Source organism: Roseomonas sp. USHLN139, from assembly GCF_037145735.1.
Lineage (GTDB): Bacteria > Pseudomonadota > Alphaproteobacteria > Acetobacterales > Acetobacteraceae > Pseudoroseomonas.
The window spans coordinates 239,062-262,313 of the sequence record NZ_JBBCWY010000001.1; the positions used below are offsets into that span (position 1 = coordinate 239,062).

A 23,252-nucleotide genomic window follows, 5' to 3' on the forward strand; every position below is an offset into this window, starting at 1 on the left:
CAAGGGCCAGGGCAAGGGTGGAAGCCGGGCGACCAGAGCGCGGCTGCGCTTCCGGCGCGATCCGTGCTAAGCGCGCGGCCAGCATGCGCATCCTGTTCGTGACCGCCACCCGCATCGGGGATGCGGTGCTCTCCACCGGCCTGATCGACCATCTGCTGCGGACCTATCCCCAGGCGCGGTTCACCATCGCCTGTGGCCCGGTGGCGGAGGGCATCTTCGCGCGCATGCCGCGGCGCGACGCCACCATCGTGCTGAGCAAGCGGCGCTTCGCCGGCCACTGGCTGTCGCTCTGGGCCGAGGTGGCGCGGCGCCGCTGGGACCTGGTGGTCGACCTGCGCGGCTCGGCGCTGTCCTGGCTGGTGCTGACCAAGCGCCGCGCGGTGATGCATGGCGGCCGGCGCACCGGCCACAAGCTGCAGCAGCTGGCCGCCGTGCTGGGCCTCGACCCGGCGCCGCGCCCGGCCGCCTGGTGGGGCCCGCAGGACGCCGCGCGCGCCGCCGCGCTGCTGCCGGGCGAGGGGCCCTTCATCGCCCTCGGCCCCAGCGCCAACTGGGCCGGCAAGGTCTGGCCCCCCGAGCGTTTTTCGGCGTTGTTCCAGCAGCTGACCGCGCCCGGCGGGCGGCTGGCGGGCGCGCGCGCCGTGGTGCTGGCCGGGCCCGGTGCGGTCGAGGCCGCCATGGCCGCCCCCGTGCTGGCGGCGCTGCCCGATGCCATCGACCTGGTCGGCCGGCTGGAACTGCCGGAGGCCGCCGCCGTCATGGCGCGCTGCGCCCTGTTCCTCGGCAATGATTCCGGGCTGATGCATCTCTCGGCCGCGGCGGGGACGCCGACGCTCGGACTGTTCGGCCCGACGCCGGCCACCGAGTACGCGCCGATGGGCCCGCGCGCCCGGGCGGTGCTGGCGCGCGGCGCCCCGGGCCAGGCGCCGATGCAGGCCCTGCCGGTCGAGGACGCGCTGGCCGCCGCCATCGCCCTGCTGGACCAGCCGGCGCCATGACCGGCGCAACCGGCGCGACAGGCGGGCATTCTCCGGACAGGTGCGCGAAGGGGCAGGGCTGATGCGGGTGGCGCAGGTCATGGCGGGCGCCCGGATGGGCGGTGCCGAGGGGTTCTACGAGCGGCTGACCTGCGCGCTGCACGGCGCGGGCGAGGCGGTGCTGCCGGTGATCCGCCAGGATCCCGGCCGCGCCGCGCGGCTCTCGGTGCGCGGGCTGACGCCGTTGCAGCTCTCCTTCGGCAGCTGGTGGCTCGACTGGATGACCCGGCCGCGGCTGAACGCGGCGCTGAAGCGCTTCGGGCCGCAGGTCGTGGTCTCCTGGATGAACCGCGGCACCCGCTTCACCCCGCGCGGTCCCTGGACGCTGGTCGGGCGGCTGGGCGGCTATTACGACCTCAAATACTACCGCCATTGCGACCACCTGGTCGGCAATACCCGCGACCTGGCGCGCTGGATCGCGGCGCAGGGCTTCCCGGCCGAGCGGGTCCACTACCTGCCGAACTTCGTCGACGAGATGGGCGGCGTGCTGCCGGCCGAGCTGGAGATCTTCCAGGGCGGCGGCACCCGGCTGCTGGCGCTGGGGCGGCTGCACCGCAACAAGGGTTTCGATACCCTGCTGCGCGCCCTGCCGGGCCTGCCGGGCGCGGTGCTGGCCATCGCCGGCGAGGGGCCGGAGCGCGCCGCGCTGGAGGCGCTGGCGGCCGAGCTGGGCGTCGCCGGGCGCGTCCGCTTCCTCGGCTGGCGCCAGGATGCCGGGGCGCTGCTGGCTGCCTGCGACATCTTCGTCTGCTCGTCGCGGCATGAGCCGCTGGGCAACATGGTCCTGGAAGCCTGGAGCGCCGGCAAGCCGGTGGTCGCCGTCGCCGCCCAGGGCCCGACCGAGCTGATCCGCGACGGCGAGAACGGGCTCTTGGTGCCGCAGGAGGCGCCCGAGGCGCTGGCCGCCGCCATCGCGCAGCTGATCGATGCGCCGGCGCGCGCCGCCTCCCTGGCCGCCGCCGGCCGCGCCGGCTACCTTGCCGATTATGCCGAGGCGCCGGTGCTGGCCCGCTGGCAGGCCTTTCTCCACCAGGTCGCGCCGCAGCCGGCGATCGTGCCGGCGCCCGCCACCCCTGCCCCTCTCAACGCGCCCCTTCCGGGCGGACAGGTCTGAACCCCGCATGTGCGGCATCGCCGGACTGATCCTGAAGCAGGGCGCCAGCCCGGATGCCTCCCCGGATCCGCTGACCCTGCAGCGGCTGACCGCGGCGCTCGCCCATCGCGGGCCGGACGGCGCCGGGCATCACGTGGCGGGCTCGGTGGCGCTGGCGCATACGCGGCTGGCGATCATCGACCTGGCCACCGGCGACCAGCCGCTGTTCGCCGGCCCGGCCGCCCTGGTCGGCAATGGCGAGGTCTACAACTACCGCGAGCTGCGCCAGGACAACCAGCTGGCCTGCGCCACCGGCAGCGACTGCGAGCCGCCGCTGCACCTGTTCCGCCGCGACGGGCTGGGCTTCGCCGACCGGCTGCGCGGCATGTATGCGCTGGCCATCCATGACCGCTCGGCGCGGCAGATCGTGCTGGCGCGCGACCCCTTCGGCATCAAGCCGCTCTACATCGCCGAGCTGCGCCAGGGCATCGCCTTCGCCTCCGAGCCGCAGGCGCTGATCGCCGCCGGGCTGGTGGCGCCGCGGGTGCGCGCCGAGAGCCGCAGCGAATTGCTGCAGATGCAGTTCACCACCGGCGCCGAGACCATCTTCGAGGGCATCAGCCGCGTCCTGCCCGGCGAGACCATCGCCATCGCCGATGGCCGCGTGCTGGAGCGCCGCCGCCGCCACGCGCTGCCCGAGGGCGGCCCGCGCCCGACCACCGAGGCCGAGGCGCTTTCTGCCTTTGACGCCGCGCTGCAGGACAGCGTCGACCTGCACCAGCGCAGCGACGTGCCCTATGGCATGTTCCTGTCGGGGGGCACCGACAGCGCGGCCGTCCTGGCGATGATGCGGCGGCTGAACGACGCGCCGGTGCGCGCCTATACCGCCGGCTTCGACGTGCCCGGCGCCGCCGACGAGCGCGAGCGCGCGGCCGCCCTCGCCAGGGCCGCCGGCGCCCGGCACGAGACCATCACCGTCACCGAGGCCGAGGTCTGGCGGAACCTGCCCGAGATCGTCGCCGGTATGGACGACCCGGCCGCCGACTATGCCATCATCCCCACCTGGTTCCTGGCCCGCCGCGCCCGCCAGGAGGTCAAGGTGGTGCTGTCCGGCGAGGGCGGCGACGAGATCCTGGGCGGCTATGGCCGCTACCGCGCCGCCATGCGGCCCTGGTGGCTGGGCGGCAAGGCGCCGCGCACCCGCGGCGCCTTCGACCGGCTGGAAGACGTGCTGCGCCAGCCACCGACCGGCTGGCGCGACGGCATCGCCGCCGCCGAGGCCGCCGTCGCCCTGCCGGGCCGCACCCGGCTGATGGCGGCGCAGGCGCTGGATGTCGCCGACTGGCTGCCCAACGACCTGCTGCTGAAGCTCGACCGCTGCCTGATGGCGCATGGCGTCGAGGGCCGCACGCCCTTCCTCGACAGCGCCGTGGCCGAGGCCGGCTTCCGCCTGCCGGACGCGCTGAAGGTGCGCAAGGGCGCCGGCAAGTGGCTGCTGCGCGAATGGCTGGCGCGGCACTTCCCCGCCGCCGAGCCGCACCGCCCGAAGCAGGGCTTCACCGTGCCGGTCGGCGCCTGGATCGGCGCGCAGGGCGAGCGGCTGGGCGCGCTGGTGGCGGCGCAGCCCGGGGTGATGGAGGTGGCGCGGCCGGAGAAGGTGGTGGCGCTGTTCAAGGCGGCGAGCGGCAAGCGCGAGGGCTTCGCCGCCTGGCACCTGCTGTTCTACGCGCTCTGGCACCGCCGCCATGTCGAGGGCGTGCTGCCGGACGGCGCCGACACCTTCTCCTACCTGGCGGCGCGCTGAGCGGGCCTCAGGCGGCGACGTAGATCCAGGCGGGGAGGGGGCCCCCGGCGGTCTCCACCGGGATCTCGATCCGGCGGTAGCCCTCGCCCTCGAAGGCGTCGAGCCGCGCCCACTGCGCCGGCAGCCCGGCCGATTCGAACAGCTGCACGGCGACCGTGCCGCCGGCCGGGTCGGGCAGCAGCACCGGATAGCCGAGCGCCGCGCCCTGGCCCTCGGCCAGCCGCCAGCCGCGCACGATGCCCGCGCGCCAATGCCCGGCCAGCCCGTCCAGCTCGTGGTGGTTCGCCTGGCCAGGGGCCAGGGTGCCGTAGCAGGCGAGGCGGTGGTCGGCGCTCACGCCCAGCCGACCCGGCCGCGCAGCGCCAGCCGCAGCCCGCGCAGCGCCGCCCAGCCGTTGAAGCCGAAGAAGCCCAGGCCGAAGCCGCTGACGCCCAGATAGAGCACCAGGCTGAGCAGGTCGCCCGGCAGCCCGCCCAGCGAGCCGGCCAGCAGCGCGGCGGCCGGCGCCGTCAGCGGGTCCTCCTGCAGCATCGCCCAGCTGTCGCGCGCCTCGTCCCAGGCCAGCAGCGCGCCGATCGAGGTGATGAACAGCATCATCGGCCCGCAGGCCAGCACCGCCAGCAGGCTGGCCGCCAGCAGCAGGGCGCCGTGCCGGCGCGGCGAGCGCCCCGGGCCCAGCCCGATCAGCGCCAGCACCGCCACCGCCGCCGGCATACCGATCAGCAGGCTGGTGCCGATGTCATGCCCGCTGCCCGCCAGCAGCAGGCGCTGCGCCTTGGCCGAGCCCAGCGCCAGCCCGGCCATGGCCAGCGCCGCCAGGGCGGTGGCCAGGCCGCGCGCCATCCGGCGCCGGCATCCCGGCGTCCGGCATCCTGGTGCCCGGCATCCTGGTGCCTGGCGGCCGGAAGGCGAGGGGGCTTCGGACGCGATGGGCAGGATCACTCCTCGGCGAAGGGATTCTTGCCGCCGCGGCCATGCAGGCGGATCGGCACGCCGGGCATGTCGAAGGCCTCGCGGAAGCTGTTCACTAGGTAGCGGCGATAATCCTCCGGCAGGTCCTCGGCGCGCGGGCCGAAGATGGCGATCGTCGGCGGCCGCGCCTTCGGCATGGTGGCGTAGCGCAGCTTGATGCGGCGGCCATCGGCCAGCGGCGGGGTGTGCTTGGCCACCGCCGCCTCGAACCAGCGGTTCAGCTCGCCGGTGGGCACGCGCTTGTTCCAGCGCTCCATGGTCTGGCGCACCACCGGCATCAGCCGGTCGACGCCCTTGCCGGTCAGCGCCGAGAGGGGGACGACGCTGACCCCCTTGAGCTGCGCCAGCGAGGCGGTCAGCACGTCGTCCAGCGCGCGGCGGGTGGCCGGCCGGTCCTCGACCGCATCCCACTTGTTCAGCGCGATCACCACGGCGCGGCCCTCGCGCTCGGCCAGGCGGGCGATGCGCAGGTCCTGCTCCTCGAGGCCGAGCAGGGCGTCGAGCACCAGGATGGCGACCTCCGCCTCCTTCAGCGCGGCGATGGTCGAGCCCACCGACATCTGCTCGAGATTCTCGATGATGCGGGCCTTCTTGCGCAGCCCGGCGGTGTCGACCAGGCGGATGCGGCCATGCTCGTCGGTCCATTCGACCGCCACCGCGTCGCGGGTCAGGCCGGGCTCGGGGCCGGTGATCATCCGCTCCTCGCCGAGCAGCGCGTTCAGCAGGGTCGACTTGCCGGCATTCGGCCGGCCGACGATGGCCATGCGCAGCGGCCGGTTGTCGCGGCCGCGGGCATCCTCGTCCTCCTCCTCCGGCAGCAGCTCGGCCGCGGTGGTGTGCAGGTCGGCGATGCCCTCGCCATGCTCGGCCGAGATGGCGACCGGGTCGCCGAGGCCGAGCTCATAGGCCTCGTAGGCGGCCATGCCGCCGCCGCGGCCCTCGGTCTTGTTGGCGACCAGCAGGACGGGGGCGGGCTGGCGGCGCAGCCAGGCGGCGAAGGCGCGGTCGGAGGGGGTGATGCCGCTGCGCGCGTCGATGACGAAGAGCACCAGGTCGGCCTGGCGCGCCGCGATCTCCGAGCTGGCGCGCATGCGGCCGGCGATGGTGTCGGGCGGCGCTTCCTCGAGCCCCGCCGTGTCCAGCAGCAGCACGTTGCGGCCGCCGAGCCGGGCCTCGGTCTCCTTGCGGTCGCGGGTGACGCCGGGCGTGTCGTCCACGATGGCGAGCTTGCGGCCGGCCAGGCGGTTGAACAGCGTGGACTTGCCCACATTGGGGCGGCCGATGATGGCGATACGGGGGAGCATGATGCGCGGGCTTTAAAGCAGAACGCGCTGGCGCGAAACAGAATGTCGCGCATGGAAGACCAGCTTGCGCCGCCCCGGCCGCTGGCCGGGGCGGAACGGGTCGGAATCAGGCGCCGCGGAAGGCGACCAGGTCGCCGTCATCGGTCAGGAAGACCAGGACGCCCTCGGCCACCGCCGCCGGCAGCGTGGTGCTGCCGGGCAGCCGCAGCCGGCCGGCGGGCCTGCCGGTCTGCAGGTCGATCAGCAGCGCCTCGCCCTTGCTGGAGGGCAGGATGATCTGGCCGCCGGCGAGCACGGGGGTGCCGAAGGTCGCCGGATTCTCGTTCTTCTCCTTGCCCTCGGGCGGCGCGTTGAGCTCGGAGATCCAGCGGATCCGCCCGGTCTCGCGCGCCAGGGCGATCAGGTCGCCATTGGCGCCGATCAGGAACAGCCAGTCGCCGGCGGCCACCGGCGTCTCGGTGCCGCCGACCTCGCGCTCCCACAGCCGCCGGCCGGAGCGCAGGTCGACCGCCATCGAGGTGCCGCCCATGCCCATGGCATAGACCCGCCCGTCATGGATCACCGGCAGGCCGCGGATGCCGGCGATGTCGCCGAGCCCGCCGCGGCCCTGGCCGGCCAGGCTCTCGCTCCACAGCACGCGGCCATCCTCGGGGCGCATCGCCAGCAGCTCGCCCGAGGGGAAGCCGGCGACCAGGAAGTCCTCCGACACCGCCGGGCCCGGCAGGCCGAGCGGCACGGCCGAGGCGGTCTGCGCGCGGTGGTTCCACAGCCGCTTGCCGTCCGCCGCCGAGACCGCGAAGAGCTGGTTCTCGATGCCGGGGACGAAGACGCGGCCATTGGCGACGGTCGGCGCGCCGCGGGTGGGGCCGGGCAGCTTGACGCGCCAGCGCGGCTTGCCGGTGGCCGGGTCGAGCGCCAGCATCTCGGCCATGCCGGTGGCGACATACAGCGTGCCGTCGGCGAAGGCGCAGCCGGCGCCGACCGCGCCGGTGCTGTCATCCTCGGGGCGGGTGTCGAAGCGCCAGCGGCGGCCGCCGCTCGCCAGGTCATAGGCCGAGACCACGCCATAGGCATCGGCGGCGAAGACCGTGCCCTGGGCGATGACGGGACCGGCGGTGATGCGGCGGCGATAGGAGCTGCCGGTGCCGACCGACGAGCGCCAGGCCTCGCGCAGCGAAGTGCCCAGGGCGTTGTGGCCGGCGTCATGCGCGGCGCCGCCGCCGGGCTGCGGCCATTCCGTGCGCGCGCTCGGCGCCGGCAGGGTCAGCGGCTGGCTGGCCAGCGAATCATCGGCCACCAGCGTGCGCTGCGCCGCCAGGATCGAGTGGCGGACGCCCGGCAGGCGGTCCTTGCTCTCGCCGAAGATGTCGAGCAGGCCGCAGCCGCTCAGCAGACCCGACGCGCCCAGCAATGTGGCGCGGCGTGTCCAGACTTTCCTGCCCTGCATCAGACCCCCAATCCTGCGGCCAGACGGCCGGCGCGGTCGCGCAGGCCGCGCGGCGCGGTGACATCGGCGGCGAGCGCCTCGAGGTCGCGCTTCGCCTCCGCCTTGTTGCCCTGGCGCAGCGCCAGCAGCGCCTGCAGCTCGCGCGCCGAGGCGCGCCAGGCATTGCCCGGCTGCGCCAGCGGGCCCAGCCGCGCGGCGAGCACCGCCGGATCCTGCGTGTCGATGCCGTGCAGCGCCCACATCAGGCTGGCCAGATCGCGATAGAGCTGCGGCACGGCCGTGTCGGCCGAGACCCGGTTCCACAGCGCCAGGGCGCCGTCGCGGTCGCCGGTCTCGGCGCGCAGCGCGGCGGCGCGCAGGTCGCCCAGCAGCTTGTAACCGGCCGGACCCTGCTCGCCGAGCGTGGCGAAGGCGACGCCGGCGGCCTTCAGGTCGGCGCCCGGGGCCTCGGTGGTGCGGTTGAGCTCGAGATAGGTGCCGGCCGCGGCCAGCGCCTGGCGCTCCTGGTGCCAGCGCCAGCCCTGCCAGCCGCCGATGCCGATCAGCGCGACCAGGGCGATGCCGGCCAGCAGGCCGCCGTAGCGGACGCCCAAGCGCCGCGCGCGCTCGGCCCGCAGCTCTTCCTGCACTTCGTCAAAGATATCCGGCAAGGTCCGGTTCCAGCTCCAAGGCGGCGTGAAAAGCGGCGCGGACCATAGCGGGCGGGAAGCGCCACGTTAAGGGCTGGGAATTTCTTCCCGCACAACAGGCGGCGAGCCGTGCCGGCGCCGCTCAGGCCAGGGGCGGCAGCCTGCGGGCGAGCCGCCGCGCCATCCAGTAGCCCAGCAGCCCGCTGACGGGGGCCGCCGGCAGGACCAGGACCCAGCCGGCATGCACCGAGTTCACCACCAGGCCGAGGCCGATGCCGAGCATGAGGCCGCCGACCAGGCTGCCGGTCACCCCGGCGGTCAGCCCCAGGATCAGGATGTCCGAGCGTGTCACCATGGGATTCGCAGTAGGGCCTGGGCCGAGCCTTTGACAAGCGCCGGGCTTCGACAAAACGCCAGCGCCCGGCAGGTGTGACGGTCTGACAGGCGCGAAAGTTTGACAAGCGTCGGCCGCTGCCGCTAAAGGCGCGCTCCCTTCCGGGAAAGCGGATGCAGGCCCGTCCTGCGTCCCGCCCTTGGCTGCCCGCCTCGGGACTACCGGGACATCAGCGACACCGTTCAAAGAGCGGGTCATAACAAGAAGGAGCCCGCCGCATGACGAAGCGCGCGGAAAGCAAGTACAAGATCAATCGCCGCCTCGGCGTGAACCTGTGGGGCCGCGCCAAGTCCCCGGTCGCCAAGCGCGAGTACGGCCCCGGCCAGCACGGCCAGCGCCGCAAGCAGAAGCCGACCGACTTCGGCGTGCAGCTGATGGCCAAGCAGAAGCTCAAGGGCTACTACGGCAACATCGGCGAGAAGCAGTTCCGCAAGTATTACGAGGAGGCCGTGCGCCGCAAGGGCGACACCTCCGAGAACCTGATCGAGATCCTGGAGCGCCGCCTGGACGCCGTGGTCTATCGCCTGAAGCTGGCGATCACCCCGTTCGCCGCGCGCCAGTTCGTCAACCATGGCCACATCACGGTCAATGGTAAGAAGGTGAACATCCCCTCCTACCTGGTGCGTGACAACGACGTCATCGAGGTCAAGGAGAAGTCGAAGCAGCTGGTCGCGGTGCTCGACGCCGCCCAGTCCGGCGAGCGCGAGGTCCCCGAGTATCTCGAGGTCGACCACCGCCAGATGAAGGGCCGCTTCCTGCGCGCCCCGAAGCTGTCGGACGTGCCCTACCCGGTGCAGATGGAACCGAACCTGGTCGTCGAGTTCTACTCGCGGTAATTCCCGAGTTCTACTCGCGCTGACCGACGCCGGCGGGGTCACCCGCCGCGCTCGATATCTGGGGGGGAGGGCCATCGGCTCTCCCCCTTTTTTTGCCTGTGCCTCAAAGGCCACGCTTCGGCTTGATTTGGGATTTCAGTGGCCTGGCCGCCTGGGCAAGGTTGCGCGGCCGTTATAGCCTGTGCGTCACCCCGACCGCCCGCCCGGACATGATGGCCGAGACCCGACTGCTCGACGCAACGCCCAAGCCGAGGCTGCTCGGCGATACCGGGCGCATCGCCGCCTTCCACCGCCCGGCCGCCCAGCCTGAGGGCGAGGGCGTGCTGCTGATCGCCTTCGCCCCGCTCGGCGCCCGCCGCGGCCCCTGGGACGAGGCCTTCCTGGCCGGCTTCGGCGCCAGCCTGGTGACGCTGGTCGATTATCGCGGCTGCTGGTACCGCGCCGAGGAGATGGCGCAGCTGCTGCCGGCGCTGCGCGCGCTGGCGGCGCAGCACCGCCGCGTCGTGCTGCTCGGCGCCGGCATGGGCGGCCATGCGGCGCTGCGCCATGCCGCCGCGCTGCGCGCCGACCTGACGCTGGCCTTCTCCGCCCCCTATTCGATGGATCCCGAGATGCTGGGCGGGCTGCAGGGCCACCAGCTGCGCCGCCACTACCAGGCCTGGCTGCATCGCGGCGTCCGCGTCCGGCCGGAGGAGCTGCAGGGCCGCGTCCTGCTGTTCTTCGACCCGCTGCTGGCCGAGGACCGCCGCCAGGCCGCGCTGATCGAGGCCAGCGGCGATTGCCGCGCCGTGCCCTGTCCGGCCGCCGGCGCCGACACGCTGCGCTTCGCCCGGCAGTCCGGCCTGCTGGAGGGGCTGCTGGCCCGGGCGCTCCGCAGCGCCACGGCGGACGCCGCCTCCGCCCGCCGGCTGCGCCGCCAGGGCCGCCGCCGCAGCGCCGACTACCTGGCCGGCATGGCGGCGCGGCTGCGCGGCCGCGGCCGGCCCGAGGCGGCGCTGCGCCTGCTCGGCCAGGCGCTGGCCGAGGGGCAGCGCTCCGGCCTGCTGCGGCTGGAGCTGGCCCATGCCCTGCTGGAGCGGGGCCAGCGCGGCCCCGCCGCCGATCTGCTGCGCGATCCGAAAGGCGCCGCCATGTCCTCGAGCACCGCCACCGCCGACCTCGCCGAAGCCGAGCTCGATTCGCTCTGGGAGGCCTCGGCCCGGCTCGGCCTGCGGCCCGCCTTCCCGGCCGGCGCCCGCTTCCGCCCGCCCGCCGACGACCCGGCCTGGACCGAGGTGGCCGCCTTCCTGGCCGGCCGCATCCGCCCCGGCGACCGCGTCCTGGCGCCGCGCGCGCTGTGGAGCGGCCTGCTGGGCGGTGCCGGCCTGGCCGACCTGCCGGAGGCCGCCGCCCGCTACGACTGGGTGGTGGCGCACAAGGGCCGGCTGCGCGTCGAGCATCTGGACTTCTGGCAGCGGCTGCCGGCCGCGGCGGTCGCGGTCTTCGCCAATGCCGTCTTCGTCGTCTGGCAGGCGAAGCCGGCGACGGGCAGGGCGGATCTCGCCGGCACGCCGCATGGCCGCGCCTATGCCGCGCGGCTGCGCGCTTTGGCCGCCGAGGCCGGCCGGCCCGAGCCCGGCTGGGCGAAGCTCTGGCGCCGGCTGAGCGGCCGCGCCGGCGGGCTGCTGCCGCGCGCCGCCGCGGCGCCGTCCGCCCCGGCCGCCGCGGCCGCCGAGCCGGTCGCGCTCCCCGACCTGCCGGTGGCCCGTTTCGCCGAGCCGGCGCCGCCGCCCGACACCGAGCGCAGCCATTTCCGCATGCCGCTCTTCCTGCTGCGGCCGCCGGCCGACCCGGCGCTGCCGCACCGTTTCGCGCCGCCCTCCATCGCGCGGCCGGTGTCGCAGCTCTGCACCGCGGCGCAGTTCGAGGAGCCGGCCTATGCCCGGCTGGCGACCCGCCTCGGCATGCAGCAGGTCGGCCGGCGGCACCGCAAGAACTGGGAGTTCTGCTACATCCTGGCCGCCATCGAGGAGGCCGGACTGCTGCAGCCGGGGCTGCGCGCCATCGGCTTCGGCACCGGTCGGGAGCCGCTGCCCGCGGCGCTGGCCGCCGCCGGGCTGCAGGTGCTGGCCACCGACGCGCCGCTGGAGCTGCAGGTGGCGCAGGGCTGGGCGCAGGGCGGCCAGCACAGCGCCGACGTCATGACGCTGCACCGGCCGAAGCTGCTGCCGAAGGCGCAGTTCATCCAGCGGGTGTCGCATCGCGGCGTCGACATGAACGCCATCCCCGGGGACCTCGCCGGCTTCGACATCGCCTGGTCGGCCTGCGCGCTGGAGCATCTGGGCTCGCTCCGGCACGGGCTGGACTTCATCGAGGCCAGCCTCGGCTGCCTGCGTCCCGGCGGCCTGGCCGTGCACACCACCGAGTTCAACCTGAGCTCGGAGACGGCGACCTTCGAGCATCCCGGCTGCTCGATCTACCGCAAGCCGGATATCGAGGGCTTCCTGGCGCGGATGCATGCCGCCGGGCACGAGGTCTTCCCGCTGAACCTGCACCCGGGCGAGAGCGAGCTGGACGCGGTGATCGACCTGCCGCCCTTCCTGGCGGCCGAGGGCAAGCCGCATCTGAAGCTGGAGCTGCGGCGCTTCGTCTCCACCTCGATCGGGCTGATGATCCGCAAGGGCCGCTGAACGGCGGGCCTGCTCCGCGCAACGTGCCGCAACTGTCGGTGGGGCAGCCAGCTTATGCCGGCGCCGCATCCGCCGGGGAAAGCCTGCCTTGACCACCGACCAGCTGATCGTCTCGGGCCTCACCCTGCTGGCCCTGGCCGGCTTCATGACGCCCTGGCTACGCTACGACCTCGTCGCGCTGCTGCTGCTGCTGGCCCTGGTCCTGACCGGCCAGGCCGATGCCGAGCAGGCCTTCCTGGGCTTCGCCGAGCCGGCGGTGATCACCGTGGCCGCCGTGCTGGCGATCAGCAAGGCGCTGCAATCGGCCGGCACCGTTGACCTGCTGCTGCGCCACCTGGGCGGCATGCGCGGCCGGCCCCGGCTGCAGGTGGCGGTGCAGACCGGGCTCTGCGCCGGCTTCTCCTCCTTCATGAACAATGTCGGCGCGCTGGCGCTGTTCATGCCGGTCGCCCTGCGCAATGCCTGGCGCGAGGGCTATGGCGCCTCGCGGGCGCTGATGCCGCTGGCCTTCGGCTCGGTGCTGGGCGGGCTGGTGACGCTGATCGGCACGCCGCCCAACCTGATCATCTCGGCGATCCGCCGCGAGCGCACCGAGCTCGGCCCCTATGCCCTGTTCGACTTCGCCTGGGTCGGGCTGCCGGTGGCGCTGGTCGGCCTGGCCTATCTTGTCTTCGCCTCCCGCCTGCTGCGCCGCCGCGACGGCGGCCAGCCCGAGGTGGCCGCCGGCGACTACGTGGCCGAGGCGCGGCTCGGCCCGAAGAGCCGCGCCGTCGGCCTGCCGCTGCGGCTGCTGGAGGAGATGGGGGAGGGCGACGTCACCGTGGTCGGCCTGTTCCGCGGCGAGGCCCGCAGCCTGGCGCCGTCCGGCGATATCCGGCTGCAGGAAGGCGACGTGCTGCTGCTGCAGGGCGCGCCCGAGGCGCTGAAGAGCCTGGTCGAGGCCGCCGCGCTGTCGCTGGCCGAGGGGGCGAAGCCGGAGGAGGACACGGCGCTGGCCGGCCTGCGCGCCCTGGTCGCCGAGGATCTGGAGGCGGTCGAGGCGGTGCTGCGCCCCGGCTCGGCGCTGATCGGCCAGTCGCCGGCGGCGCTGCGGCTGCGCAGCCAGCACGGGGTGAACCTGCTGGCGGTCTCGCGCCAGGGCCGCCGCGTCGCCGAGCGCATGGCCGAGATCCGGCTGCGCAGCGGCGACGTGCTGCTGCTGCAGGTGGCGCGCGACCGCCGCGCCGCCGCCTTCCAGGCGCTGTCGCTGCTGCCGCTGGCCGAGCGCGGCCTGACCCTGGGCCGCCCCTCCCAGGCGCTGCTGGCCGGGTTCCTCTTCCTCGCCGGCATCGGCCTGGTGCTGTTCGACCTGGTGCCGGCGCATATCGCCTTTCCGATGGTGCTGGCCGCCATGCTGGTCTGCCGCGTGGTGACGCCGGAGGCCGCCTATGGCGCGATCGACTGGCCGGTGATCGTGCTGCTGGGCGCGCTGTTCCCGCTGGCCCAGGCGATGGAGGGCAGCGGCACGCTGAAGCTGCTGGTCGACAGCCTGGCCGGCCCGGCGGCGGCGCTGCCGGGCTGGGCGCTGGTCGGCGCCACCATGCTGGCCTGCATGCTGCTCTCCGAGATCATGGCCAACAACGCGACCGTGCTGCTGATGGCGCCGCTGGCGCTCGGCCTCGGCGAGGCGGCGGGCGTCGCGCCGGATGCCATGCTGATGGCGGTCTGCCTCGGCACCTCCTGCACCTTCCTCAGCCCGATCGGCCACCAGTCGAATACCCTGGTGATGGAGCCCGGCGGCTACCGCTTCGCCGACTATCCCCGCTTCGGCGCGCCGCTGGCGCTGCTCTGCCTCGGCATTGCCACGCCGCTGATCATGCTGGTCTGGGGCTGACCGGAAGGCCCCTGGTCACGCCGGGAAACCGGTCCGTCATGGGTCGCTCGGCCAACCATCATCCAGGCTGATACCGACTATCGGCCAAACCGGGCTGTCTCGTCGCGCTGCTTTCGGCCAAGCAGGCGATCGCAAGAAAATCAGCGCCGTTCGAAGAATCCGATTCTTAAACCTATGTAAATCCGTGGCGGTGCCACGGAGCCCTGCCGCATGCCTGGCGGCGGGTGGAAGTGAATGAAATTCCTTTTAGAACAGTAATTTGATTCGAGGTTTTCGCGGCGGAGCGCTTGGCTCGCGAAAATCCGCCATGGCCGAATACTCGGATTCTCCTGGGCGGTGACTGGTCTGAATTCTTGAAGATCTTGTGACAGCAACGGTTCCGCCGGTGCCGCGACAACGCCGGCCGGGACCGCCACGGGGGTGGGGAAAGAACGTCATGGATATCGGTGTGCCCTTGCGCGACCTCGGCACCGTCGAGGTGGCCGGGCTGCTCGACCGCATCGCGACCCTGACCGAGCAGGACTGGACAGGGAACAATTTCCGCCGCGACGTGCTCGCCTCGGGCGTGCATTCGGCGACGGACAACATCCTGATGAAGACCGAGTGGCACCCTTCCGCCAGCGCCACCGGCCTCGGCCATTTCGAGGACCTGGTCTGGGTCTGGGCCCGGCAGCGCGGCGTCGACCACGCCCCCTTCATGCCGATCGGCCGCGAGGACACCGACCTCTGGCCGGTCTACACCATGCCGGACTGGCTGGAATTCCGCGACGTGCTGCAGCCGGTGATCGACCAGGCGATCGCCCCGCTCTACCGGCCGGGCGGCGTGGTGACGCGTCTGGCCCTGGTCCGGCTGAAGGGCGGCGGCAGCATCGCGCCGCATGTCGACGGCCAGCCAATGGCGGCGCGCGCGCACCGCATCCACATCTCGCTGAGCAGCACGCCCTCGGTCGAGTACAAGATCGACGGCCGCAAGTTCACCATGCTGAAGGGCCACGCCTATGACTTCAACAACCGGGTGCGGCACTCGGTGAAGAACAAGGGCCGCGCCAACCGGATCAACCTTTTCGTCGACTACTACCCGGATCCGGGGCTGGTGCTGCGCAACCCGCTGAACGTCTCGCATCCGGTGCATGTGCCGCCGGCGCCGCTGCTGAACTGACCCTCTGGCCCGTCTCCCCTTCTGGCCCGATAGTCGCGGCCGGGGATGGGAGACGGATGCATGGGTGAACAGCCTGGCCGCGGCGAGCTGCTGCGGCGGATCGGCGCGCTGGCCGCGCCGACGACGCTGATCGCGGTGCTGCAGGCCGGGGCGCAGCTGGTCGAGACGGTGCTGGCCGCCCGCCAGGGCACCGCCGCCCTGGCCGGCTGGGCTGTCGTCCTGCCCTTCTCCCTGCTGCTGCAGCAGATGTCGGCCGGCGCCATGGGCGGCGGCGTCGCATCGGCCATCGCGCGCGCCCTCGGTGCCGGCCGGCACGAGGAGGCTTCTTCCCTGGTGCTGCATGCGCTGCTGATCGCCATCGCCGCCGGGCTGCTCTTCGCCCTCCTGCTGGCCGGCTTCCCGCGGGCGCTGCTCGGCCTGGTCGGCGGCGCCGCGGTGGCCGAGGCCGCCGCGCCCTATGCCATGTGGCTGTTCGGCGCCGGGGCGCTGCCGGCCTGGCTGGCCAATACCCTGGCCTCGGTGCTGCGCGGCGGCGGCCGCCATGCCCTGGCCGCCCGTGTGCTGACCGTCGCCTGGCTGGGCTTCCCGCTGCTCGGCTGGGCCCTGGCCGAGCCGCTGGGGCTGGGCCTGGCCGGGCTCGGCATCGGCTTCGCCCTGGTCTTCTGGGGCGCGGCCCTGGCCATGGCGGTGGTGGTGCTGCGCGGCGGCGCCGGCTTCATGCCGAGCCTGCGGATGCGGCCGCAGCGGGCGCTGTTCTCCCGCATCCTCTCGGTCGGCCTGGTCGCCTGCGGCCTGGCGGCGATCGCCAACCTGACCACCGTCCTGGTGACCCTGCAGCTCTCGGCCTATGGCCCGGTGGCGGTCGCCGCCTATGGCATCTCGGCCCGGCTGGAATTCCTGACCGTGCCGCTGGTCTTCGGCGTCGGCTCGGCGCTGACGGCGCTGGTCGGGCGGGCGGCCGGGGCAGGGGACTGGCCCCTCGCGCGGCGCATCGCCTGGACCGGCGGCGGCATGGCGCTGCTGGTGGCCAGCGCGCTCGGCCTGTCGGTCGGGCTGATGCCGGCGCTCTTCGCCGGGCTGTTCACGCCGGATCCGGCGGTGCAGGCGCTGGCGGCCCGCGCCCTGTCCTTCACTGGCCCGGCCTTCGGCGGCTTCGGCCTGGGCATGGCGCTCTACTTCGCCTCGATGGGGGCGGGGAAGATGCGCTGGCCGCTGGTCGCCGCCCTGTCGCGCTTCGGCATCGCGGTCGGCGGCGGCTGGCTGCTGGCCGGCGCCGGCATGGGGATGGAGGGGTATTTCCTCGCCGTGGCGCTGGGGATCACCGCCTATGGGCTGGTGACGGCGGCCTCGGTGCGGGCCGGGGTGTGGCAGGAGCGAGCGGCCGCTACCTCCTGAGCCCGGCGTCGCCGAGCCGCCTTATCGGGCCTGCGCCGGCAGCGGCATCCGCGCCCGCTGCCAGGCCATCGCCAGCACCACCGCGAGCAGCGCCACGGCGGTGATCGCCACGCCGATGTTCAGGTCGCGCCCGGCCGTGTTGGCATAGAGGATGGCGACCAGCGCCCAGGCCACGGCGGCGGCATACCAGGGCGAGCCGCGGGCGATCCACAGCACCGTCAGCACCAGCCCGCCGCAGGCCAGCAGGATCAGCACGGCGGCGACGGTCAGCCCGGCGCCCTGGCCGGGGAAGAAGCCGCTGACCAGGGCAGCGCCGGCGATATTGGCGAAGGTCGCGACCGAGACCCAGCCGGCCAGCAGCCCGACCAGCGGCCGGATCAGCCAGCGCTGCACCCCGGGCGAGGCGCCGGTGCGGTGGTCGAGGCGGCGGTTGGCCAGGAAGGCGGTCAGGCTGCCGGCGAGCACCAGCAGCATCACCGCGACCAGGTGCCAGCCATTCTCGGTCAGCTGGCTGAGCACCATCCACAGGATCGAGCCGGCGAAGGTCGCGGCCAGCGGCCAGCCGAGGCGGCGGGCGGGCTCGGAATCGCGGCCCATGGAGGGGAGGAGCTGCCAGATGCCCCAGGCGATGCTGAGCGCGAAGAGCAGGCCCCAGATCGAGAAGGCATAGCCCGCCGGGACCACCGGGGTCTGGCTGCGGGCGGACATCTCGGCCTGGGTGTGGCCGATGCCGAAGACCGAGGCCATGGCGCCGACCAGGGGCTGGGCCAGGGGGAGGGCGATATTCAGCAGGGTACGCAGGTCGTTGCGGGTCATCGGCGCCTTTCCGGAACTGGTGACGTAACCCGTGACGGCGGGCAGGGTTGGCGTGGCGCCACCCCTGCCCGGGTCAGCATCAGGCGGCGGCCTGGTGCGGCACGCCCTTCTCGTCGAGCAGGGCGGTCAGCTCGCCGTTCTGGAACATCTCCATCAGGATGTCGCAGCCGCCGACGAACTCGCCCTTGACGTAGAGCTGCGGGATGGTCGGCCAGTTGGTGAAGGACTTGATGCCCTCGCGCAGCTCGCCATCCTCGAGCACGTTGACGCCCTTGAAGGGCACGCCGACGTGACTGAGGATCTGCACGGCGCGGGCCGAGAAGCCGCACTGCGGAAAGACCGGGGTGCCCTTCATGTAGAGGACCACGGCGTTCTCGGTGATCTCGGCCTGGATGCGGTCGAAGGTGGGGTTGCTCATCGCGGCTGTTCCTAAACGGTACCGGCAGGGGGGGCGGAGGTCTGCAGGGCGAGGGCGTGCAGCGCGCCGCCCATGCGACCCTGCAGGGCGGCATAGACCAGCTGGTGCTGCTGCACCCGCGAGCGCCCGCGGAAGGCCTCGGAGACGACGGTGGCGGCGTAGTGGTCGCCATCCCCGGCCAGGTCCTCGATGGTGACCTGGGCGTCGGGCAGGGCCGCCTTGATCAGGGCCTCGATCTCGCCAGCGGGCATTGCCATGCGGGGCTCTCCTGTCCGTCTCGTCTCTACTGGGCCATCAGCGCCGGCAGGAAGCGCTCATGCGCCGCCCGCAGATCGCCCACCGATATGGCAAGGCCACCCTCGACAACCAAGTCCCCCCCGCCCGAGCGGCCGATCCGCTGGGCGGGCACGCCGGCGGCGCGCGCCGCCTCGAGCAGGGACAGGGCATCGGCGGTGGCGACCAGGTAGCGGCCCTGGTCCTCGCCGAAGAACCAGGCATGGGCGGGGATGCCGGCGGGGGCGGCGGCCAGCGTCGCGCCGGCCGTGCCTTCCATCGCCATCTCGGCGGCGGCGACTAGGAGGCCGCCATCGGCCAGGTCATGGCAGGCCGCCAGCTTGCCGGCCTGGATCTGGGCGCGGACGAAATCGCCGTTGCGGCGCTCGGCGACGAGGTCGACCGGCGGGGGGGCGCCGGCTTCCTGGCCGGCGATCTCGCGCAGCCAGAGCGACTGGCCGAGCCAGCCCCGGGTCTCGCCGAGCAGGACCAGCTCCAGGCCGGGGGCCAGGCCATAGCCGATGGCCTTCGCCGCATCCTCGATCACGCCGACGGCGCCGATCGCCGGGGTGGGCAGGATGCCCTTGCCCTCGGTCTCGTTGTAGAGAGAGACATTCCCCGAGACGACCGGGAAGTCGAGCGCGGTGCAGGCGGCGGCCATGCCGCGGACGGCGGCGGCGAACTGGCCCATGATCTCCGGCTTCTCGGGATTGCCGAAATTCATGTTGTCGGTCACCGCCAGCGGCAGGGCGCCGGTCGCGGTGATGTTGCGCCAGGCCTCGGCGACCGCCTGCTTGCCGCCCTCTTCCGGGTCGGCGGCGCAGTAGCGGGGCGTGCAGTCGGTGGTCATGGCCAGCGCGCGCTGGCTGTCCTCGAGGCGGACGATGGCGGCATCGGCCGCGCCCGGGCGCTTGACCGTCTGGCCGCCGACGGTGCTGTCATACTGGTCCCAGATCCAGCGGCGCGAGCAGAGGTCGGGCGAGCCGATCAGCTTCTCCAGCGCCGCCTGCAGGCCGACCGGGTCGGCGATGGTCGCGGCGTCGAGCACCGGCTGCTTCGGGGTCTCGGCGGTGGGGCGGTGGTAGAGCGGGGCCTCGCTCTCCAGGGGCGCGAGCGGGATATCGGCCTCGATCTCGCCGTGGTGGCGGATGACGATATGGCCGGTGTCGGTCAGGTGGCCGATGACGGCGAAGTCCAGCTCCCACTTGGTGAAGATGGCCTCGGCCACATGCTCCTGGCCGGGCTTGAGCACCATCAGCATGCGCTCCTGGGACTCGGAGAGCATCATCTCATAGGCGGTCATGCCGGTCTCGCGCTGCGGGACCTTCTCCATGTTCAGCTCGATGCCGACGCCGCCCTTGCCGGCCATCTCGACGCTGGAGGAGGTGAGGCCGGCCGCGCCCATGTCCTGGATGGCGACGATGACGTCGGTCGCCATCAGCTCCATGCAGGCCTCGATCAGCAGCTTTTCGGCGTAGGGGTCGCCGACCTGGACGGTCGGGCGCTTCTCTTCCGAATCCGCGCTGAACTCGGCCGAGGACATGGTGGCGCCATGGATGCCGTCACGGCCGGTCTTGGAGCCGACATAGACAACGGGGTTGCCCACGCCCGCCGCCGCCGACAGAAAGATCTTGTCGGTGCGGGCGATGCCGACGGTCATGGCATTGACCAGCGGGTTGCCGTTGTAGGCGGGGTGGAAATTGACCTCGCCGCCCACGGTGGGGACGCCCACGCAATTGCCGTAGCCGCCGATGCCGCGCACCACGCCGTCCAGCACCTGGCGGGTCTTGGGCAGCGCCGGATTGCCGAAGCGCAGCGCGTTCAGGTTGGCGATGGGCCGCGCGCCCATGGTGAAGACGTCGCGCAGAATGCCGCCCACCCCGGTCGCCGCGCCCTGGTAGGGCTCGATGAAGCTCGGGTGGTTGTGGCTTTCCATCTTGAAGATGGCGGCCAGGCCCTCGCCGATGTCGATGACGCCGGCATTCTCGCCCGGGCCGTGGATGACCCAGGGCGCCTTGGTCGGCAGCTGGCGCAGCCAGACCTTGGACGACTTGTAGGAGCAATGCTCCGACCACATCACCGAGAAGATGCCGAGCTCGGTGAGGGAGGGCGCCCGGCCGAGGATGGCCAGCACGCGGTCATACTCGTCCGGCTTCAGGCCGAATTCGGCGGCGAGCTGCTGGGCGCGTTCGGGGGCGAGGAGGGCGGGGGTCGTGCTGGACATGGACGGCTTTTCGGCAGCGGCGCGCCTCTTGTCCAGTGGAACCGTCGTCATGGCCAACCCATCCGGGTTGCACGGCTGATCGAGGCGCGGCCGGCGGCGTCGCGCCAGAGGCGGCGGAGGCTGCGCAGCCGCTCGGCCAGCGCCCCACGCTGGCCCCAGGGGGCGGCGCGCGGGTCGGGAATTTCGATGCCGGCCAGGGTTTCGGACAAAAGCGGGTCGGGCAGCAGCCAGGGCGGGCCGGGCAGGGCGCCGCGCAGGTTCAGCACCCGCGCCAGCCGGTTGAAGGCCGGGCCGAGCAGGCGATGGGCGCGGCGGCAGGCATGGAGGATGAGGGGGGCGACCTGGCGCAGCGGATGCGCCGGCGCGGTGTCGGCGATGGCCTGCAGCAGGCGCTGCCACAGGCCCGCATGGGTCAGGCGGCGGAAGTAGCGGGCGACGGTGTCCGCCTTGCCATACTCGGCCGGCAGGTCGCGCCAGGGGCGGTGGGTGGTGGCAATGAAAAAGATGCCCTCCATCCGGGTGCGCAGCTCCCGCAGGGGGCGGCCCTGGGGGGAGCGGTGCAGCAGATAGGGCAGGAGGGCGTGCCAGGCCTGGTCAGAGATCCGCGGGCGGCTGGGGGAGGCAGAGGGGAGGGGCAGCCGGGCGGGGTGGGTCATTTTGGGAGCGTAGCATGGAAAAAACGGATTAGGCAAGTTTTCCTATTTTCCTAAAGTAAATTGGCTTCGCAGGGTTCCTTATGAAAAAGATTCTTGTGGGCGATCGTGAATGATTAGTCGCAGCCACGTGATCTCGCAGAGCGCGAGCAAGAGGTGCGGAGAAAACCTTCTCTTCGAGGGGGCTTGAAAATAACAGGAAATCAGATAATTTTTCGCGAAACGCAATTATTTTGATAGAGGTTTTTATGGCTGCGCCCGTCGTCGCTGTGCTGAATATGAAGGGAGGAGTGGGAAAAACCACTCTCGCCTCCAATTTGTTTCGTGAAGTATTTGCAAGTAAAAAAATAAGAGTTTTGCTAATAGATTTAGATCCACAATTTAACCTTAGCCAACAATTATTGCAGAAAAGCCAATACGATGAAATAGCTTCTGCGGGGAAAACTGTTCTTAGATTGTTTGAGCCGGCGCCGTCCGCCAATTTTTTTGATATTAATGTTTCCAGCCAAGTGACTTCAAATATAGATGACATTGCTCGTGGACTTAGGTATCTTTTAATCGACAATAAGATAAGAATTTCAATTATTGCAGGTACGTTTGAGTTAACAAAATACAGCTTCATTTCTGACGGAGCAAAATTATCTCATGCGAGGGATTTTTTTAAGAGAACAATTAGTCAAGCTAGGAATGAATACGATTTGATTGTTTTGGATATGAATCCAAGTTCGTCTTTTTTGACATTCTGTGGTTTATCGGTAGCCACAGACATCCTATCGCCAGTTCGACCCGATAAATTTTCGATGCTTGGGCTTGAGCTCGTTCGCCAGCTTATCGACCATCCACAAATACTTCCGAAGCCGAAAATCCATGTTGTTATGAATGGTGTCAGGCGTTCTGTTATAACAGATACTGAGAAAGAAATTCGCCTCTCACCCTACTTTGGATCAAGGATTCTTGTGTCTCGGGTCTATAACTCAGGCGTATTAACAGCTCGATCCGATTACACTGGATTTGCCTCAGACCGTAAGGTTTCTAATAAGAAGCAGGTTGCTGGTGACCTGCGCCAAGTTGGGTTAGAGTTGTGCAGACGTATCGGAATCTGACAATGGACCGTCTAACCCGCCTACTTTTGCTCGCAGCGGTTGCTGATTTCTCACCGGCAGAAATGCGGGAAATATTTGAAAGGATTAACGGAACAAACCCTGAAGATTTGGAAGCTAAATTTCGCGAAATTCGGAAAAATATTAGAGGTTTTGATGCGCCGAGAGAGGCCGACGAGGTGGATCTCGAAGCGGTAAGATTGAGGTCAGTCCGTCAAGATATTGTGAATTTATTTCAGCCGACGGGAATGCTTTCGGCAGAAGCCGCCGTTTTGCTTAGCGGCGAAATCCATTCAATGTATGGAGCAAATTATAAAGACATCCCTCCTTTCAACAAAAAGGAAGGGTTTCTTCGCTGGGTTGAACGGCTCATTCGGCATCTAGGTCCATCCGCAGTGCTAAATGCGTCCATCCAGGCTGTTAGTAAAAAAGATAAAAAGAGCGAAGAAGATTGGAGACTTTCTTGATGAATCAAACATCAAATCTCCATTCTCGAATAAGTGGGAATATGGCCGATTTCTCGGAAGGTTTCCCAATATTCTTACAGTCGATGCCTTTGTCCACAAGCTGGATTCAGAGAGAGTGGCAGGTTTCAGAAAATGTGCCGGCTCGGGCTCTAATACTAGGAGCAAAAGTATCTCTTCTTGAGGCTGGAACCGCGTGGTTGATAGGCTCCAACAGGGGCGCCGCTTCCGCTCTGCGGGTCTTTATGGAGAATGCAGTAGCTTGGCTATATTATAAAGATCATCCTCTTGAGTATAGAAATGTTGAAAGAAGGGAAGATGATCTTTGCCTCCCGAAAGATACTCAAAAATATATGAAAGAAATAGACAAAAAATTTGACATTGCGTACAAAATTTTGTCGACTTCTAAATCTAGAGATTATGATTATTACTATTCAATAATTTCAAATTTTGTCCATGCACACCCTGGATTTGTTCATTTCTCCATTCCAATCGAGAATTTAGCAATATCTAGTCCGAGAGATTTGGGTTTCATAAGTATTTGTAAATTTTCTGATGAATTTATCTCAGACAATTACTCTTGTTATTTCAGGGGATCTTGGAGTGATTTTCCTGCCCCAGTCCAAGAGAATCTCAGATCTCGATTATCTGACGAAAATCTCAGAAAATTCCTAGATCTTACTTACTGAAAT

General features: G+C 70.2%; 22 protein-coding genes. 11 read left to right on the plus strand and 11 right to left on the minus strand.

The genetic code is table 11. From position 1 onward, the window contains the following. Window positions 1–83: 83 nt before the first annotated feature. From WFI16_RS01090 to asnB, 3 genes are all read left to right on the plus strand, one after another. Window positions 84–998, plus strand: a complete 915-nt coding sequence (locus tag WFI16_RS01090; RefSeq protein WP_419895939.1) for a glycosyltransferase family 9 protein — start codon at window positions 84–86, stop codon at window positions 996–998. Window positions 999–1,059: 61 nt separating this feature from the next. Next, window positions 1,060–2,151, plus strand: coding sequence for a glycosyltransferase (locus tag WFI16_RS01095; protein WP_419895940.1), 1,092 nt, complete (start codon window positions 1,060–1,062; stop codon window positions 2,149–2,151). A 7-nt stretch (window positions 2,152–2,158) separates the two neighbouring features. Beyond that, entirely contained in the window at window positions 2,159–3,934 is a 1,776-nt protein-coding gene (gene asnB, locus WFI16_RS01100) for an asparagine synthase (glutamine-hydrolyzing) (RefSeq protein WP_419895941.1), read from the plus strand. Between the two features lie 7 nt (window positions 3,935–3,941). Here asnB and WFI16_RS01105 read toward each other — a convergent pair whose 3' ends face one another. The 6 genes from WFI16_RS01105 to WFI16_RS01130 form a co-directional block, all read right to left on the minus strand. Further along, window positions 3,942–4,271, minus strand: a complete 330-nt coding sequence (locus tag WFI16_RS01105) for a gamma-glutamylcyclotransferase family protein (protein ID WP_419895942.1) — start codon at window positions 4,269–4,271, stop codon at window positions 3,942–3,944. Then, window positions 4,268–4,777, minus strand: coding sequence for a hypothetical protein (locus WFI16_RS01110; RefSeq protein ID WP_419895943.1), 510 nt, complete (start codon window positions 4,775–4,777; stop codon window positions 4,268–4,270). The genes WFI16_RS01105 and WFI16_RS01110 overlap by 4 nt, the downstream gene beginning before the upstream one ends. 95 nt (window positions 4,778–4,872) lie before the next feature. Next, window positions 4,873–6,210 (minus strand): ribosome biogenesis GTPase Der, encoded by a 1,338-nt coding sequence (der, locus tag WFI16_RS01115; protein WP_419895944.1) that lies wholly within the window; start codon window positions 6,208–6,210, stop codon window positions 4,873–4,875. A gap of 106 nt (window positions 6,211–6,316) precedes the next feature. Beyond that, window positions 6,317–7,657: an outer membrane protein assembly factor BamB family protein gene (locus WFI16_RS01120; RefSeq protein ID WP_419895945.1), complete on the minus strand. Its 1,341-nt coding sequence runs from the start codon at window positions 7,655–7,657 to the stop codon at window positions 6,317–6,319. Then, window positions 7,657–8,307 carry a tetratricopeptide repeat protein gene (locus WFI16_RS01125; protein WP_419895946.1) on the minus strand — a complete coding sequence of 217 codons (651 nt, stop codon included), beginning with the start codon at window positions 8,305–8,307 and terminating at the stop codon, window positions 7,657–7,659. Before WFI16_RS01125 ends, WFI16_RS01120 begins: the two co-directional genes overlap by 1 nt. Before the next feature lie 121 nt (window positions 8,308–8,428). Next, window positions 8,429–8,641 (minus strand): hypothetical protein, encoded by a 213-nt coding sequence (locus WFI16_RS01130; protein WP_419895947.1) that lies wholly within the window; start codon window positions 8,639–8,641, stop codon window positions 8,429–8,431. A 257-nt stretch (window positions 8,642–8,898) separates the two neighbouring features. On the opposite strand from WFI16_RS01130, the gene rpsD reads away from it, so the two are divergent. The 5 genes from rpsD (at window position 8,899) to WFI16_RS01155 (ending at window position 16,612) form a co-directional block, all read left to right on the plus strand. Beyond that, window positions 8,899–9,516, plus strand: a complete 618-nt coding sequence (gene rpsD / locus WFI16_RS01135) for a 30S ribosomal protein S4 (RefSeq protein WP_419895948.1) — start codon at window positions 8,899–8,901, stop codon at window positions 9,514–9,516. Between the two features lie 212 nt (window positions 9,517–9,728). Next, window positions 9,729–12,185: a hypothetical protein gene (locus tag WFI16_RS01140; protein WP_419895949.1), complete on the plus strand. Its 2,457-nt coding sequence runs from the start codon at window positions 9,729–9,731 to the stop codon at window positions 12,183–12,185. Between the two features lie 88 nt (window positions 12,186–12,273). After that, complete coding sequence (locus tag WFI16_RS01145) at window positions 12,274–14,058, plus strand: SLC13 family permease (RefSeq protein WP_419895950.1); 1,785 nt, start codon at window positions 12,274–12,276, stop codon at window positions 14,056–14,058. Window positions 14,059–14,494: 436 nt separating this feature from the next. Further along, complete coding sequence (locus WFI16_RS01150) at window positions 14,495–15,217, plus strand: aspartyl/asparaginyl beta-hydroxylase domain-containing protein (protein ID WP_419895951.1); 723 nt, start codon at window positions 14,495–14,497, stop codon at window positions 15,215–15,217. A 60-nt stretch (window positions 15,218–15,277) separates the two neighbouring features. Next, entirely contained in the window at window positions 15,278–16,612 is a 1,335-nt protein-coding gene (locus WFI16_RS01155) for an MATE family efflux transporter (protein ID WP_419895952.1), read from the plus strand. A 21-nt stretch (window positions 16,613–16,633) separates the two neighbouring features. Here the strand turns inward: WFI16_RS01155 and WFI16_RS01160 are convergent, their stop codons facing one another. The 5 genes from WFI16_RS01160 to WFI16_RS01180 form a co-directional block, all read right to left on the minus strand. Then, window positions 16,634–17,428, minus strand: a complete 795-nt coding sequence (locus WFI16_RS01160; RefSeq protein WP_419895953.1) for a hypothetical protein — start codon at window positions 17,426–17,428, stop codon at window positions 16,634–16,636. 79 nt (window positions 17,429–17,507) lie between these two features. Continuing rightward, window positions 17,508–17,846 (minus strand): Grx4 family monothiol glutaredoxin, encoded by a 339-nt coding sequence (gene grxD, locus WFI16_RS01165; protein ID WP_419895954.1) that lies wholly within the window; start codon window positions 17,844–17,846, stop codon window positions 17,508–17,510. 11 nt (window positions 17,847–17,857) lie between these two features. Beyond that, window positions 17,858–18,103, minus strand: a complete 246-nt coding sequence (locus WFI16_RS01170; RefSeq protein WP_419895955.1) for a BolA family protein — start codon at window positions 18,101–18,103, stop codon at window positions 17,858–17,860. A 26-nt stretch (window positions 18,104–18,129) separates the two neighbouring features. Continuing rightward, window positions 18,130–20,343: a phosphoribosylformylglycinamidine synthase subunit PurL gene (gene purL / locus WFI16_RS01175; RefSeq protein WP_419895956.1), complete on the minus strand. Its 2,214-nt coding sequence runs from the start codon at window positions 20,341–20,343 to the stop codon at window positions 18,130–18,132. A gap of 47 nt (window positions 20,344–20,390) precedes the next feature. Beyond that, complete coding sequence (locus WFI16_RS01180; protein WP_419895957.1) at window positions 20,391–20,999, minus strand: transposase; 609 nt, start codon at window positions 20,997–20,999, stop codon at window positions 20,391–20,393. Between the two features lie 245 nt (window positions 21,000–21,244). Here WFI16_RS01180 and WFI16_RS01185 point away from each other — a divergent pair, with 245 nt between their 5' ends. Genes WFI16_RS01185 through WFI16_RS01195 form a run of 3 tightly spaced genes read left to right on the plus strand, consistent with a single transcriptional unit; the run spans window position 21,245 to window position 23,249 of the window. After that, a complete protein-coding gene (locus tag WFI16_RS01185) occupies window positions 21,245–22,099 on the plus strand; it encodes a ParA family protein (protein ID WP_419895958.1) in 855 nt (284 codons plus the stop codon). 2 nt (window positions 22,100–22,101) lie between these two features. Continuing rightward, complete coding sequence (locus WFI16_RS01190) at window positions 22,102–22,563, plus strand: hypothetical protein (RefSeq protein WP_419895959.1); 462 nt, start codon at window positions 22,102–22,104, stop codon at window positions 22,561–22,563. A 41-nt stretch (window positions 22,564–22,604) separates the two neighbouring features. Then, the gene (locus tag WFI16_RS01195; RefSeq protein WP_419895960.1) at window positions 22,605–23,249 is read left to right on the plus strand and encodes a hypothetical protein; all 645 of its coding nucleotides are present in this window, start codon (window positions 22,605–22,607) and stop codon (window positions 23,247–23,249) included. Window positions 23,250–23,252 lie beyond the last annotated feature (3 nt).

Coding starts and splice junctions, on each gene's coding strand:
- WFI16_RS01090 (WP_419895939.1), top strand. CDS start 84: ATGCGCATCCTGTTCGTGACCGCCACCCGCATCGGGGATGCGGTGCTC.
- WFI16_RS01095 (WP_419895940.1), top strand. CDS start 1,060: ATGCGGGTGGCGCAGGTCATGGCGGGCGCCCGGATGGGCGGTGCCGAG.
- asnB (WP_419895941.1), top strand. CDS start 2,159: ATGTGCGGCATCGCCGGACTGATCCTGAAGCAGGGCGCCAGCCCGGAT.
- WFI16_RS01110 (WP_419895943.1), bottom strand. CDS start 4,777: ATGGCGCGCGGCCTGGCCACCGCCCTGGCGGCGCTGGCCATGGCCGGG.
- der (WP_419895944.1), bottom strand. CDS start 6,210: ATGCTCCCCCGTATCGCCATCATCGGCCGCCCCAATGTGGGCAAGTCC.
- WFI16_RS01120 (WP_419895945.1), bottom strand. CDS start 7,657: ATGCAGGGCAGGAAAGTCTGGACACGCCGCGCCACATTGCTGGGCGCG.
- WFI16_RS01130 (WP_419895947.1), bottom strand. CDS start 8,641: ATGGTGACACGCTCGGACATCCTGATCCTGGGGCTGACCGCCGGGGTG.
- rpsD (WP_419895948.1), top strand. CDS start 8,899: ATGACGAAGCGCGCGGAAAGCAAGTACAAGATCAATCGCCGCCTCGGC.
- WFI16_RS01140 (WP_419895949.1), top strand. CDS start 9,729: ATGGCCGAGACCCGACTGCTCGACGCAACGCCCAAGCCGAGGCTGCTC.
- WFI16_RS01150 (WP_419895951.1), top strand. CDS start 14,495: ATGGATATCGGTGTGCCCTTGCGCGACCTCGGCACCGTCGAGGTGGCC.
- WFI16_RS01155 (WP_419895952.1), top strand. CDS start 15,278: ATGGGTGAACAGCCTGGCCGCGGCGAGCTGCTGCGGCGGATCGGCGCG.
- WFI16_RS01160 (WP_419895953.1), bottom strand. CDS start 17,428: ATGACCCGCAACGACCTGCGTACCCTGCTGAATATCGCCCTCCCCCTG.
- grxD (WP_419895954.1), bottom strand. CDS start 17,846: ATGAGCAACCCCACCTTCGACCGCATCCAGGCCGAGATCACCGAGAAC.
- WFI16_RS01170 (WP_419895955.1), bottom strand. CDS start 18,103: ATGGCAATGCCCGCTGGCGAGATCGAGGCCCTGATCAAGGCGGCCCTG.
- purL (WP_419895956.1), bottom strand. CDS start 20,343: ATGTCCAGCACGACCCCCGCCCTCCTCGCCCCCGAACGCGCCCAGCAG.
- WFI16_RS01180 (WP_419895957.1), bottom strand. CDS start 20,999: ATGACCCACCCCGCCCGGCTGCCCCTCCCCTCTGCCTCCCCCAGCCGC.
- WFI16_RS01185 (WP_419895958.1), top strand. CDS start 21,245: ATGGCTGCGCCCGTCGTCGCTGTGCTGAATATGAAGGGAGGAGTGGGA.
- WFI16_RS01190 (WP_419895959.1), top strand. CDS start 22,102: ATGGACCGTCTAACCCGCCTACTTTTGCTCGCAGCGGTTGCTGATTTC.
- WFI16_RS01195 (WP_419895960.1), top strand. CDS start 22,605: ATGGCCGATTTCTCGGAAGGTTTCCCAATATTCTTACAGTCGATGCCT.